Below are 14,146 nucleotides of genomic sequence, written 5' to 3'. Positions count from 1 at the left end.
GCCCTGATCGGGACCGTATGATTCGGTCGATCAGGGCTGTTTAAAATCCGTGCATTACTTGCTGCTCATCTCAGATTGGTTGGAGACACGCGCCAGCAAATCGACCAGATGGACCGCTTCCATCCGGTCTTCCAAACCAGCACGCTTGATGCCTGCTTTCATTTGCAGCAAACATCCCGGGTTGGACGTCACCAAGATGTCTGCCTGGGTCGCTTTGACATGCTCCATCTTTTCATTCAGCAGATTGCCAGACATCTCAGGCTGCACCAGGTTGTAGATGCCCGCTGAACCACAACAGCGGTCTCCTTCTCTCAGAGCCACATAGGTTGCTCCAGGTATGGATTGCAACAAGCTCACAGGCTCTTTCGTCACCTTCATTCCGTTGCGCAGGTGGCAAGAGCTCTGATAGGTGACACGCTGTGGAAGTTCATCCCAAGCTTCCGGTTCCACGGACGGCGCCAGCACCTCGCTCACATCCTTGACACGCGAGGCAAACCACTTGGCTTGCTCGTGCCAATCCGGGTCATCATGCAGCAGATGATCGTACTCCTGCAGTAAAGCACCGCAGCCGCCCGCATTAGAGATGATGAGATCCACCTTTGCCTGCTGGAATGCCTCGATGTTTTTGCGCGCCAGACTTCGCGCAGCCTCCCGCTCTCCACTGTGGGCATGGAGGGCACCGCAGCAAACCTGACCGGGAGCAATTACCACTTCGTAGCCCGCTTCTGCCAAGAGACGAACCGTATTGACGTTGGTCTCTTGAAACAGGACATCCATAATGCAGCCGTGAAACATGCCGACACGCTGCTTGCTCTCGCCTACTGCCGGAATGACCGTCGCACCCATCCGTTCAGAGAGTCCTTTCGACGAGGCATCCGGCATGATCGCTTCCATTTCTTTCAGCTGCTTGGGCAATATGTTCAGCACACCTAGCTTGCGCACCGCAGTCTGCAGTCCGGAACGCTGATAGAAGCCAAGCAAGCCCCCCAGTCGATTGAGCCGTCGTTGATGGGGAAAAAGATGGGTAAAGGCTGTTTTCCGTGCCATGCGAATGTACCAGGGGTGATCCTGCTCCTGTTCAATGGCCTCTCTCGTTTGCTCGATCAATTGACCATAGGGAACACCAGCCGGGCAGACGGGCTCACATGCACGACAGCCCAGACAGAGATTCATCTGGTCGACAAAGTCCTTGTCGGGTTCCATGACGCCATCTGCCACAGCTTTCATCAAAGCAATCCGCCCGCGTGGGGATGCTGCTTCATAGCCGGTCTCCCGAAACGTCGGGCAAGCAGGCTGACAAAAACCGCAGCGCATGCAGTTGGCAAGTTCTTCGTAATCCAGTTTTTGTTGCAGCGCTTCCTTAAGCACGGTTGACCACCACTCTGTTCCGGGATTCCTTGGCAAACATCTTGCCTGGATTGAGCAGGTTATGCGGATCAAAAGCATGTTTGATCCCTTTCATCACTTCAATCCCGGCAGCGCCCACCTTCCACTCCAGATACGGCGCCTTGACGATGCCGACACCGTGTTCTCCTGTAATCGTACCACCCAGATCGATGGCTGCAGCAAAAATTTCTTCGAATGCATGCTCCACCCGCTCGATCTCTTCATGGTTGCGGGCATCCGTCATACAGGTTGGATGCAGGTTGCCATCACCCGCGTGACCAAAGGTACAGATGTTGAGTCCAAAACGATTCGTGATCTCCTGAATCGCGGCTACCATCGGTGCAATTTGCGCACGTGGCACCGTAGCATCCTCCAGAATCGTCGTCGGACGCATCCGCGACAGTGCAGCCAGGGCACTTCTTCTCGCTGTCATCACTTCTTCCGCTTCCTCCGGGGTGGTCGCGACCTTGATCTGAACCGCCTGATTCTTTTGGCAGATCGCAGCAATGCGCTCCATGTCCCGATCCACGAGCTCCGCTTCTCCATCCTGGCCGATGAGCAGGATCGCGGCTACGTCAGTAGGCAAACCAATCTGCTTGAAATCCTCTACGACGCGAATCGTTCCCTGATCCAAAAACTCCAAGGTGCCTGGGATAATTCGATTGGCGATGATGTCGGACACCGAGCGAGCTGCTTGCTCCATGTCAGCGTACATAGCCAGCATAACGCGCTGTGTCGTCGGTTTGGGAATGAGCTTCAGAATCGCTTCGGTAATGATCGCAAGGGTTCCTTCGCTTCCCACCAGCAGCTTGGTCAGATCGTACCCCGCTACGTCCTTCATCAGCTTTCCGCCCGTGCGAATCACTTCACCATTGGGCAGTACAGCTTCTAGGCCCAGTACATAATCCTTGGTCGTCCCGTACTTCAACCCGCGCAAACCACCCGAATTGAGCGCGATATTTCCGCCAATCGTGGAAATGACCATACTCCCTGGGTCTGGCGGATAAAACAGACCACGCGCTTCCACGGCCTGATGAATATCGACTGTGCGCACACCTGGCTGTACTGTAATCGTCAGGTTTTGCTCGTCAATCTCGACGATCTGGTTCATCCTGTGCAAGGTCAGGACGATCCCTCCCCCGACTGGAACAGTCCCCCCGCATAGGTTGGAGCCTGCTCCGCGTGTCACGATGGGAATCTGGTGTCTGGCGGCTACCTGAACCACCTTTTGTACTTCCTGTGTCGTTTGCGGCATGACTACAACGTCAGGCAATGCCTGCTGCATCGGTGTCGCATCATACGAATAGGCAACCAATGCTTCCTGTCGATCCAGACAATTCTTTTCGCCTACGATGGCGCGAAGCTCGGACCTGATGGCGTCTGACAACATAGGAATCTACCTCCTGCCTGCTAAATAGTGTCTGACTCCTGTGCAGCAATACCACGTTTACCCGTACTGTTGGATCGCTTCACGGATTCTTCCCTTCGTTAGTTTCAACAGACGGTTTGCTTCTTCCCTGCTTGTGCCTGTCAATCTCATCAAAATCGCGGTTTTGGCATCCCCATCTGCCAGCACAGAAAGCTTTTCTGCTTCGTCATAGCTGACGCCGGTAACTTCCATAATGATCCGCTTGACCCGTTCCTTTAGCTTGTGGTTCGTCGCCTGAACGTTGACCATGAGATTGCCGTAGACTTTGCCCATCCGGATCATGGTTGCTGTAGTCAGCATGTTCAATACCAGCTTTTGTGCAGTTCCTGCTTTCAAGCGGGTGGAGCCCGTCAATACCTCAGGCCCGACCACGACGTTGATCGCTACGTCTACGCCTTCATTGATGGTTGCCTTCTCATTGCACGAAACGGCAATCGTCCTGGCTCCGATCAGTTGGGCCTCCTTCAGGACACCCATGACGTATGGTGTCCGTCCACTCGCCGCGATGCCCACCACCACATCCTGACTGGTAATTCCGTGAAGGCGCACATCCTCTCGTCCCAGCTCCATCGAGTCTTCTGCTCCCTCGACAGCGCGAACCATCGCAGATGGCCCTCCCGCGATCACACCCTGAACCAATTCAGGATCTGTTCCGAAGGTCGGCGGGCACTCAGAGGCATCCAGTATCCCCAACCTACCGCTCGTTCCCGCTCCAAAGTAGAAGAGACGTCCTTCGTTTTCCAAAGCTGCAACGATGATTTCCACCGACTCAGACACTTGATCCAATACGCGCTCCACAGCGTAAGGCACCTTCTTGTCCTCATCGTTCATCATTTGTACGATGGCCCTGACGCTCAATCGATCAAGGTCCCGAGAGTTTTCGTTCTTCTTTTCTGTCATTAATGCATGTAAATGTTCCTGCATGATGCACTCTCAACCTCCTCTGTTCTCGTTCTCGCGGCTAGACTCTCGCTACTCCAGATGACAAGAGACCCAGTGGCCGGCTGACTGTTCTTTTACTGGAGGAGCTGTTGTTTTGCAAATGTCCATACAATGACGGCAACGTGGATGAAATGTACAGCCAGTTGGCGGATTGGCCGGACTTGGCATGTCTCCCTCCAGAATAATGCGCTGTGCGGTATGATGTGGATTGGGCACCGGAACCGCAGATAACAGGGCCTGCGTATACGGATGTGTCGGATTTTCATACAAAGACTTCTTGTCTGCCACTTCCACCACTTTTCCTAGATACATCACCGCTACCCTGTCAGAGATATGGCGAACCACACTCAAATCGTGGGAGATGAATAAGTAAGTGAGTTTGAATTCCTTTTGCAGGTCTTGCATCAAATTCAGGATTTGCGCCTGAATCGACACATCCAGTGCGGAAACGGGCTCATCGGCAATGATCAGCTTGGGTCTGAGAATCAATGCTCAGGCAATTCCGATCCGCTGCCGCTGCCCGCCTGAAAATTCATGTGGAAAACGATTCAAATGCTGTTTGGTCAAGCCGACGATCTCGATGATTTCTTCGACCTGCTTGCGCCGTTCAGCTGCTGTCCCGATTCCGTGCACGATCAATGGGTCCTCCAGGATCTGACCCACCGACTTGCGCGGATTGAGCGAAGCAAACGGATCCTGAAACACAAGCTGCATATTGCGCCGCGCTTTTCGCAATTCCGTTTCGTTAAAATCCCGTATATTTTTACCGTCAAACCAAATCTCGCCGTCAGTCGGCTCGATCAGCCTCAGGATACATCTCCCCGTAGTCGATTTACCGCAGCCTGATTCACCTACGATGCTGACGGTTTCACCAGGGTAAACGGTCAGGTTGACGCCATCCACAGCGCGCACCACTTTTTCCTTGCTGAATAGTCCCGGCTTGCTCGTAAAATGCTTGGTCAACGATTTTACTTCTAAAAGCGGTTGCGTCATTGTGTTCCCCCCTCACCGTACAGCCAGCAGCGGCATTTTTGAGTCTCCGAAATGCTCTTGAGCTCCGGATTCTTCTCGCGGCATACGTCCATGACCTGCGAGCAACGGGGCGCAAAACGGCATCCTTTCGGCATTTCCGTAAGCATAGGAACAGCTCCCGGAATCGCATCGAGGCGTTCCTGATTGTTGTTCAGACTTGGCATGGAATTGAGCAAGCCGCGTGTATAAGGGTGCTTCGGTTCGTCAAACAGCTGCTTGACGTCAGCTTCTTCCACGATCTGGCCCGCGTACATGACGATCACGCGGTGGCACATCTCGGCTACGACACCCAGGTCGTGCGTGATGAGCAAAATGGAAGTGCCGTGCTCATTCCGCACTTTTTTCATCAGCTCCAGAATCTGCGCCTGAATGGTCACGTCCAGGGCAGTCGTCGGCTCGTCAGCGATCAACAGCTTGGGCGTACATGCCATCGCCATCGCAATCATCACACGCTGTCTCATCCCTCCAGACAGCTGGTGGGGGTAGTCGGAAATGATATCTTCCGCACGCGGGATTCCGACCTCCTTGAGAAGCTGGATGGTGCGTTCCTTGGCTTGCTGCTTGTTCAGCCCCAAGTGGCGGCGAAGCGGCTCGCTGATCTGCTTGCCAATGGTGTGAAGCGGATTCAAGGACGTCATCGGCTCCTGGAAGATCATCGCGATCTGATTGCCTCGGATCGATTCCATCTGTTTATCTGTCAAAGTGAGCAATTCCTTTTCCTGAAAACGAATGCTCCCCTCTAGCTGTACATTGCGTCCCAAAAGCTGCATGACGGACAGGCTGGTGACACTTTTGCCGCATCCCGACTCGCCCACGACGCCGACTGTTTCTCCCGGCGCTACGGACAGGCTGACACCTTCGATGACGGTAAGCTTCTCTCCCGATTGCAGAAAAGAAGTGCGCAAATCGCTTATTTGTAGCATGGCTGTCATGGGTACTCCCCCTCTTCTCAGGATGTGCCGACAGGCTGGATTGTGCCAAATACCACGTTGTGGTGGGAACGGCGCCACGCGTTCATGTTCGTATTGACCACGGGATGCACCCGGTTTGTCAGTGTGATGAGCGTTGCTCCCCGGACTGGATCAGACCAGATCGAGGTACCCGTAAACCCAGAATGTCCGAATGCTTGCTCGGACAAGAGATCTCCCCCGGTACAGCCATGTGCGATCTGAGCCAGCTCACCGCCTGGAGCGGACGCTTCCCAGCCTACGGCTCTTCTCGGTACGGATTGCCCCGTCTGTGCCCGGATCGCAAAAGCTCGCAGGATCGGGTCCATGCGTACAGGCGCATCGGCTGACGTCCAGATTCGCATGTAGAGGGACAAATCTTCCAGGGAGGAAAAGAGTCCAGCATGACCACTCACGCCTCCCATACCGTGATAGGCATTGCAGTCGTGAACATGGCCTCGAATAACCCCTTTTCGCCAGCTAAAAGCATCCAGGGCTGCTCGCCACTCTTCTGCTCGAGGATCTTGAACGGCATCCAGCTGCATCAAAAACTGCTTTGCCATATTCCACTCAAACGGACTTCCCTCTTCTGCAGGAGCAATCACGCATTCTTTTAGCGAAGCTTGCTCAAGTGGCAAATAAGTCGTTCGTGTCATGCCACTCGGTCTAAAAATCAGACGCTTTGCCAGAGCATCCAGCTCTTCTCCCCAAATTTCCTCCAGTACAAAGCCCAGAAGCATAAATCCCAAGTCGCTGTACACGACGTTTTCGCCAGGCTTGTAGATCAAGGACTCATCCGCGATATAGCGCAAATACTCGCGTTTACCATGACCTTTTATAAAGAACGGACGCCAAGCCGGCAGACCGGAGGAGTGTGTGAGCAAATGGATGATCTTGATCTGCTCCTTCTCGCTCTTGCCCGGACCTTCCCCAAATTCAGGCAGGTGCGTCACAACGCTATCCGTCAAAGACAGCTTTCCGTGCTGGACACTGAGCAGAATCAGCGGCAGGGTCACCACCACTTTTGTCAAGGAAGCCAAGTCATACAGCGTATCGGACGTGATCGGCTCGTCGTCTGTCGCATAGCCGGTCCTTCCCCTGTACACCGTTATATCCGACATTCCTTTTCGCTGTAAAAGGACAGCACCACCAGGAAAAATCTTCTGATCGATTCCGCGATCCAGACTCTTTTCGATTTGCAGGGTGATCGCATTCTTGTCCATTCGGTTTCCTCCTGCTTATTTGCCGCGATGACGCGGATCCAGAATATCGCGAACAGCATCCCCGAACATATTGCAGGAAAGAATGGTGATCGTCATCGCCACACACGGCCAGATGATCATTCCGGGTGCCAGTTCCATATAGCGACGTGCCTCTGAAATCATTCCTCCCCAGGACGGATCCGGCGGCTGAATACCCAAGCCAAGGAAGCTGAGTGCAGACTCTGTGAGAATCGCACCGGAGATCGCCAGTGAAGATTGCACGAGCAGCGGCGCTGTGACATTCGGAAAAATTTCCTTGAATAAAATGCGCGGGGTACTAGCTCCGATGGCGCGGGCGCTCTCCACGAATTCAAGGTTTTTGATCGAGAGGACCGCCCCCCTCACCGTTCTCGTAAAGATCGGAATATTGACGATTCCGATCGCCATAATCGTGTTGAAAGTACCGGGTCCCAATGCAGCTACAATCGCCAGCGCGAGCAAAATCTCTGGAAATGCAAACAGCACATCCATGACGCGCATGATAAAACCGTCAATCCAGCGTCCAAAGTAACCCGCGATCAAACCAAACAAAGTCCCGAAGAAAACACTCACCATGACGGCAGAAATCCCGACTAACAGAGACACGCGCGCACCATAGATGACACGGCTCAGCAAATCGCGACCGAATTGGTCTGTCCCTAGGAGAAACTCGCTGGAACTGCCTTCCATTCGGTTGTTTTGAAAGATTTCAGTAGGATCATGGGGAGCCAGGATCGGGGCAAAAATCGCTACCAAACAGAGCATTAGAAGCAATATGGAACATACAACGGCCGTTTTGTTGGCCCAAAATCGTTTACGAAAAGTGCTCATGTCTTCATCCCCCCCGTGTCAGTACTTGATTCTTGGATCAATCCAGGTATAGATCAGGTCGATAAGCAGATTGACCAGAACAAAGACTAGGGCGACAAAGAGAACGCCTCCCTGCACGACCGGATAGTCACGTTGATAAATGGCCTCCAGTACGTATTGGCCCAGGCCAGGAATGGAAAATAGCTGTTCTACAATGACGGAGCCACCAAGCAAATAGCCGATCTGCATACCCGCGATCGTCACAATCGGGATCGAGGAGTTGCGGAACGCATGTCCCACGACTACTGTCCATTTGTTGTTTCCTTTGGCACGAGCTGTCCGGATAAAATCCTTGTCCATCGTTTCCAAAAAGGCAGAACGCGTCATTCGCATGACACCGGCAGCTACGACAATTCCCATCGTGGTTGCTGGCAGTACAAACACCTTGAACGCTTCGACCGGGTTCTCCCAGAAGCTGACGACATCAATCGGGGGAAACCAGTTGAAGTACAGGGACGACGCCAGCAGCAGCAGCGTTCCGATCGCGAAGTTCGGAACAGAAATCCCCAGCAAGGTCATGACGCGAACCGTGATGTCCGTCTTCGAATGGGCGCGAATGGCGGATAGAATCCCAAAAGGAATCGCAACCAGCCAGCCAATCAGGACAGCAAATACTGTCAATTGCAGCGTAATTCCAAAACGCTTTAGAATTTGCGGTAAAATTTCTTCGCCTGAGTGAACGGATACACCAAAATTGCCCTGGAAGAGTCCACCTATCCAAGTCAGGTATTGCGTTACTAATGGTTCATCCAGTCCCATGCTTTTTCGCAGGGCAGCAATCGACTCTTCGGTTGCATTGGTTCCCAGCATGATGGAGGCAGGGTCACCTGGCACCAGATGCAAGATGGTAAAGACCAACACGGAGATACCGAACAGGATCGGAATCAGGCTGATAACACGTTTGATCAGATAAGCTCCCACTAAGGCCCCTCCCTCTTTCCAACCTCTAAATCTTTCTTCTTTTACGTAATATAAACCTCTATCGAAGCCTATACGTTAAAAACATGGCTCCGCCTTTGATCCGGCGGAGCCACCATTCACTATTCTTACTTGATTGAGGCTCTTACCAGCGCGAAGCTCTCTCCCGCTGCAGATGGCGAAAACTCGATGTTGTCACGAACCGCATAGAAGTTCTTTGGAGAAGCCAGGAACAGGTTTGGAACATCTTCATTAACCAGCATCATTTGTGCTTGATCGTACATTTTCTTGCGTTCATCTGGATTCACTGTCATCAATGCTTTTTCTACCAGCTCGTCATAAGCAGGGCTGGAGTAGTTCCATACGTTGGCGGAACCGGCGCTATGGAAGAAGAAGCGCATGGAACGGTCAGCGTCAACACCGGAAGTATTGCGTCCAACCATCAGATTGCCATCTTTGGACTTCCACACATCGATGTAGTTGCCCCACTCCAGCTGATTGATTTTCGCGTTGATGCCAATCGCTTTCAGCTGTTGTTGCAGAATGATAGCAGTCTCGACCATGTCAGGGTACGTAGCAGCCGTGTCGATCACGGTTTCAAAGCCATTTGCATATCCTGCTTCAGCCAAAAGTGCCTTCGCCTTATCGATGTTGTGGTTGTAGGTATCATAGCTGCTCGTATCCAATGCGAAGCCTTTTACAGCTGGCGCGATTGGACCGGTCAGAGCTGCTTCGCCCTTCCAGACCGTTTGGACAATGGTATTACGATCTACCGCATAGCTGATCGCTTGGCGTACCTTCGGATCATCAAACGGTTTTTTGTTTACGTTGATACCCAGGTAGCTGTATTCGAGCGATTGGTAGCCTTTTACTTCTACACCTTCTTTACCTTGCAAAAGGGTAGCAGAATCGGCAGATACCATCGAAACGTCAATTTTACCAGCGCGGATTGCAGCCAGACGTTCTGCTTCATCCTTCATGATCTGGAACTTGATTGTTTCCATTTTTGCCAGTTCAGGTTTGAAGTAAGTTGGATTCTTTTTCAAAAGAACGTATTGGCCAGACTCGTACTTTTCCAACATATACGGTCCGCTGCCCGCTGTATCCTTGGTCAAATCGCCAGCGCCAACTGGTACGATCGCAGTGGATGCGCTGCTCGTATTTGCCATGAAAGCAGCATCCGCGTTTTTCAAGTGAAATACGACTGTAGTCGGGTCTTTCACTTCGATCGACTCCAGGCTGGAGAAATAAGACTTGGAGATCGAACCGGTATCCGGATTCAGAATGCGCTCAAAAGTGAATTTTACATCTTCGGCTGTCAAATCTTTGCCATCATGGAACTTGACGCCTTGTGCCAGCGTTACCGTGATGGTCTTGCCATCCTCGGATGTCTCCCATTTTTCAGCAAGGTGCGGGATGAGTTCCAGGTTTTCATCCAGCTTGGTCAAGCTGTCGTAAATCAGACCGTAAATTCTCGCACTGGAAGCGGCTGGAACCTTGTGAGGGTCAAACCCAACTGGTTCCTGTTCTGCTGCTACAATCAGTTCTGTCTTAGCTGGCGTTTGCGGCTGTTCCTGCGCCGGCTGCTCTTGCGGCTGTGACTGGTTGGATGGAGCGGTACCTCCACCTGAACAAGCCGACAGAACCAGGGTCATAGATAGGAAAAATCCTGCCAACACGCGTTTCTTCACGATGTTACCCCCTACGTTATCTTTCGTTAAAAGCATATATTTCCTAACGGCACAGCCCTCTTCGCACCTGTAACAGATGGAACATTCGATGGCCTGCCCATTAGTGTCTCATGACCTAAAATGGCGAATGCAACTGCTTCCTTCGCGTCATCCGGCATGCCGAATTGCTGCGTCGTCATCACAGCCATTTCTTCCGGCAATTGCGCTCGAAGCATGCGCAACAGCGTTTGGTTATGTGCCCCACCCCCGGAGACAATCACTTCCTTTATAGGCGTCTTCGGCAAGACATGCTGCTTGTACGCCTGTGCGATGGTAGTGGCTGTCAGCGATGTCACGGTAGCGAGGAGATCTTCATGACTCAACCCCATGAAATGCGCCATGGAGATAAGCTCCTGAGCAAAGGCTTTACCGTATACTTCGCGTCCTGTACTCTTAGGTGGCTGGAGCTGGTAGTACGGATCCTGCAGAAGCTTTGTCAGCATTTCCTCTGACACGCTTCCCGTAGAAGCCATCAGGCCGCCTTCATCGTAGCGCATCTTGCCATTTGTGATGACATGGATGATCTGGTCGATGATCATGTTACCTGGCCCTGTATCAAAAGCTACTACTTTTTCAATGCCTTCCCCTGCCGGCAGTATCGTCACATTGGCGATGCCCCCGATATTTTGCAGGAGTCTGCCTTTTGCAGGATCTCGGAAGAGTATGTAGTCCGCATAGGGTACGAGCGGAGCTCCCTCGCCGTCTGCAGCCAGATCTCTTGCTCGAAAATTCCCGACAACCGGGATGCCCGTACGTTCTGCCAAAAGGGAAAGGTCTCCGATCTGCAAGGAAGCCCGAACCTCCGTCATCCCGCTTGGTCCTGGAAACGGAGTGCGTCCAGCAATATGCCAGACTGTTTGCCCATGCGTGCAAACAGCGTCAACTTCCGCTGCTGTGATCCCCGCTTTTTCAATCAAACTCTGTACGGAATAAGCATACCACTCGGATAAACCGTAGTGTGCCGTGGTCAACAAATCAAGTCTGGCTGTCTGAAGACTGCACAAATTCATGACCCACTCCCGCACCTCATCCGAATACGGGAGGTACGTGAATTCCTTCAAGGACACCTGTTCAATTTCGCCGCTCTCATCCGTCCGAATGGCAACGAGCGCGGCATCAATCCCATCCAGTGAAGTACCTGACATCAAACCGATGAGCATATGATCCTGCTTGTCACGGTAGTCGAGCAAACTCGCAGGTTGATTCATCCTACTCCCCCCTGTACGGGATATTTTGAATGCTTACATAATTCTATCTTGATTACGTTTTCATTATATGAAATAAAATTACACCAGTCAATCGGATGTTGGTAAACAATATTTCAGATTGAGAAGAAATTTTTGGATTCTTACAGGATTGTAAGGTAGGCGTAAGCTAGATCGATATTTTTGAGAGAAGTGATCCTGTATCTTCTCTATATAAATGGAAATAAGGAGGAAACTTCTCTTTGAATCTCATGGAAATCAATATCTCGGCTTTTCGTGCCATCAATGACTTAGGCAAGCAATTCGCCTTTCTCGATCCTGTATTTTTCTTTTTTGCCGAATATACGGTGTATCTCTTGGCACTCGCTGTAGTCATCTACTGGTTTACGAGGAAAAACGAAAACAGAATCATGATCATCAGCGCTGCCCTCTCCCTTCTCATTGCAGAGATTCTGGCGAAACTGGCAGGGTTCGTCCATGCCAACAACCAACCCTTTGCAGAGCTTTCAGCCGTTCACCAGCTGGTGGATAAAGCGATTGATAATTCCTTCCCCAGCGACCACACCATTCTCTTCTTCACGTTTTGCCTGACGTTTTGGTTGTTCGGGAAAAAACATCGCCTGATCTGGATGATCCTCGCAGTCTGTGTCGCTCTATCCAGGATCGGAGTTGGTGTGCATTATCCCGCTGACGTGCTGGTTGGTGCGATTTTTGGTACGCTTTCTGCTCTCCTCTCTTACGCAATCGTACCCAAGGCTCCGCTGATCCAAAGGCTTTTGGCTCTGTATGAAAGGATTGAGCTGGCTGTGCTTCCACGAAAAGATAAAGAAAGAAGCTTGTAATACACCGCTACTGTAGACGAAGCATGGATGCCCCCCTGTTCGACCCTCCTTTGAAAGAAAAAAGGATAGACCTGAGCTGAAGGTATAAGCTCTGGTCTATCCTTTCCCATTTTCAATGTCTGTTTCAATTAAGCAGGCTCATGTTCCCCGGCTTGCAGAATAGAGGTGCAATTCGGGCAACGCGTCGCTTTGATCGGAATCTGAGTAATGCAATGTGGGCATTCCTTGGTTGAAGCTGGCGGCTTTGCTTCCTCTTGTTTTTTCTTGAAGCGATTCAGCTGCTTGATGACCAAGAAAATCGAGAACGCGATGATCAAGAAATCGATGACCGTATTCAGGAACAGGCCGTAATTGATAGTAGCCGCTCCTGCTGCTTTGGCGTCTGCCAACGTTTTGTAGGGAACGTCAGACAAGTTAATGAAAAGATTGGAGAAATCCACCTTTCCGAGCAGCAAGCCAATCGTCGGCGTAATCAAATCGTTTACCAGCGATGAAACAATCTTTCCAAAGGCCGTCCCGATGACGACCCCGACTGCAAGGTCCATTACATTTCCTTTTAGCGCAAACTCCTTAAACTCTTTAAGCAACTTCTCTTCCTCCTCTTTCCTTAGAACGCACGCTTTCAATCATTCTTAATGATGCTTCTCTCCTATTGCATCATTTTCCTATCTATTCTACACTAATTTTAAATTCGACAAAATTCGTCTTCCTTTTTTCTTCAAAGAATCTCCTTCGATACAACTGACATGTCTCACAAAGGAGTCAGATTATGTGATGTTTTCCCTAGTACAACCGAACCAATTGATCGAGCTGGCCAAAAAACAGCTCATTCATGCACTGGTACAGCATCAGCAAAAGCCTTACCTGCCTGTTTGGGGAGAATTGTTTACTGCTCTGCGGGATATCGCCAAATATGGGCAGCAAACACAGGAAAACACGATAATCTACACGATACAGCCCTCAGGCAGCCTCTGGTATCTTTACAAAGAGCAGCGCTTTATGGTGGACGTGCCGGAACCCGGCATCACGATTTCTTTGACACAGGAGCAATTAATCGACGCTTTGCTGCAAGGCAGCTTTGCACCCTCCAAATCGTAATAACGACGCCCCCTCTTCCTTTTCTCACTATGTACGCCAGCCAAGCCGAGCTATGCTTATGCAGAAAAAAGCCCAGGTTTTTAACCTGGGAGAGAATAGTACGGAAGTATTCACGTGAACAACTCTATCATATAATCTTATCGAACTAGTTTCCAGCTGTATATTTAGGTACTAATGCCTGCATTAACCTTTTCAAGAAGATAACCTTGAGCGAGGCTTATTCAAGGAGGAACGACCGCGCTTTAGCGGAAAGTTTTACCGAAGCAATGCCAGGCGCGGACCCTGAGGCACCTTGTCATGCGCTTCAGAATTCATAAGCTTGAAGCTTATAAATTCCTATAAATAAAAAAAGAGGCGGCTCCACTGCGTAGATTCGAGCCGCCATCCCGAACTTCCCCAAGTTCGTTCATAATGAAATTGTACTATGAAACTCTCCTATCGAAAAGTGTCAGCTTTTGTTTTTTAACGAAATATTTAAAATATAGCTAGATTATACTCTATTTCCT

Annotated in this window: 12 protein-coding genes and 1 pseudogene; 2 read left to right on the top strand and 11 right to left on the bottom strand. The window is 51.0% G+C overall.

Features of this window, described 5'->3' with window-relative positions:
* Positions 1 to 54: 54 nt before the first annotated feature.
* The 10 genes and pseudogenes from EDM52_RS14895 to EDM52_RS14850 form a co-directional block, all read right to left on the bottom strand.
* A complete protein-coding gene (locus EDM52_RS14895; protein WP_245996944.1) occupies positions 55 to 1,368 on the bottom strand; it encodes a (Fe-S)-binding protein in 1,314 nt (437 codons plus the stop codon).
* Positions 1,361 to 2,776 carry an FAD-binding oxidoreductase gene (locus EDM52_RS14890; RefSeq protein WP_122909767.1) on the bottom strand — a complete coding sequence of 472 codons (1,416 nt, stop codon included), beginning with the start codon at positions 2,774 to 2,776 and terminating at the stop codon, positions 1,361 to 1,363. The genes EDM52_RS14895 and EDM52_RS14890 overlap by 8 nt, the downstream gene beginning before the upstream one ends.
* A gap of 57 nt (positions 2,777 to 2,833) precedes the next feature.
* A complete protein-coding gene (gene murQ, locus EDM52_RS14885; protein ID WP_122909766.1) occupies positions 2,834 to 3,739 on the bottom strand; it encodes an N-acetylmuramic acid 6-phosphate etherase in 906 nt (301 codons plus the stop codon).
* 48 nt (positions 3,740 to 3,787) lie between these two features.
* Positions 3,788 to 4,750 (bottom strand): annotated as a pseudogene (locus EDM52_RS14880) (ABC transporter ATP-binding protein).
* Positions 4,747 to 5,721, bottom strand: a complete 975-nt coding sequence (locus EDM52_RS14875) for an ABC transporter ATP-binding protein (protein ID WP_122909765.1) — start codon at positions 5,719 to 5,721, stop codon at positions 4,747 to 4,749. The pseudogene EDM52_RS14880 and the gene EDM52_RS14875 overlap by 4 nt, the downstream one beginning before the upstream one ends.
* Before the next feature lie 17 nt (positions 5,722 to 5,738).
* Positions 5,739 to 6,959, bottom strand: coding sequence for a serine hydrolase domain-containing protein (locus tag EDM52_RS14870; RefSeq protein WP_122909764.1), 1,221 nt, complete (start codon positions 6,957 to 6,959; stop codon positions 5,739 to 5,741).
* Positions 6,960 to 6,974: 15 nt separating this feature from the next.
* Positions 6,975 to 7,808 (bottom strand): ABC transporter permease, encoded by an 834-nt coding sequence (locus EDM52_RS14865; protein WP_122909763.1) that lies wholly within the window; start codon positions 7,806 to 7,808, stop codon positions 6,975 to 6,977.
* A gap of 18 nt (positions 7,809 to 7,826) precedes the next feature.
* Positions 7,827 to 8,768 carry an ABC transporter permease gene (locus tag EDM52_RS14860; RefSeq protein WP_122909762.1) on the bottom strand — a complete coding sequence of 314 codons (942 nt, stop codon included), beginning with the start codon at positions 8,766 to 8,768 and terminating at the stop codon, positions 7,827 to 7,829.
* 125 nt (positions 8,769 to 8,893) lie between these two features.
* Positions 8,894 to 10,456, bottom strand: a complete 1,563-nt coding sequence (locus EDM52_RS14855) for an ABC transporter substrate-binding protein (RefSeq protein ID WP_122909761.1) — start codon at positions 10,454 to 10,456, stop codon at positions 8,894 to 8,896.
* A 26-nt stretch (positions 10,457 to 10,482) separates the two neighbouring features.
* Positions 10,483 to 11,703, bottom strand: coding sequence for an anhydro-N-acetylmuramic acid kinase (locus EDM52_RS14850; protein WP_122909760.1), 1,221 nt, complete (start codon positions 11,701 to 11,703; stop codon positions 10,483 to 10,485).
* Between the two features lie 239 nt (positions 11,704 to 11,942).
* Between EDM52_RS14850 and EDM52_RS14845 the strand changes: the two genes are divergently transcribed.
* Complete coding sequence (locus EDM52_RS14845) at positions 11,943 to 12,542, top strand: undecaprenyl-diphosphatase (protein WP_122909759.1); 600 nt, start codon at positions 11,943 to 11,945, stop codon at positions 12,540 to 12,542.
* Positions 12,543 to 12,670: 128 nt separating this feature from the next.
* Here the strand turns inward: EDM52_RS14845 and mscL are convergent, their stop codons facing one another.
* A complete protein-coding gene (mscL, locus tag EDM52_RS14840; protein ID WP_122909758.1) occupies positions 12,671 to 13,129 on the bottom strand; it encodes a large conductance mechanosensitive channel protein MscL in 459 nt (152 codons plus the stop codon).
* Between the two features lie 187 nt (positions 13,130 to 13,316).
* Between mscL and EDM52_RS14835 the strand changes: the two genes are divergently transcribed.
* Entirely contained in the window at positions 13,317 to 13,640 is a 324-nt protein-coding gene (locus EDM52_RS14835; RefSeq protein WP_122909757.1) for a hypothetical protein, read from the top strand.
* Positions 13,641 to 14,146: the final 506 nt, after the last annotated feature.

This window comes from Brevibacillus invocatus (assembly GCF_003710915.1).
Taxonomy (GTDB): domain Bacteria; phylum Bacillota; class Bacilli; order Brevibacillales; family Brevibacillaceae; genus Brevibacillus; species Brevibacillus invocatus.
This window is presented reverse-complemented; position numbering and strand designations above follow the sequence as displayed.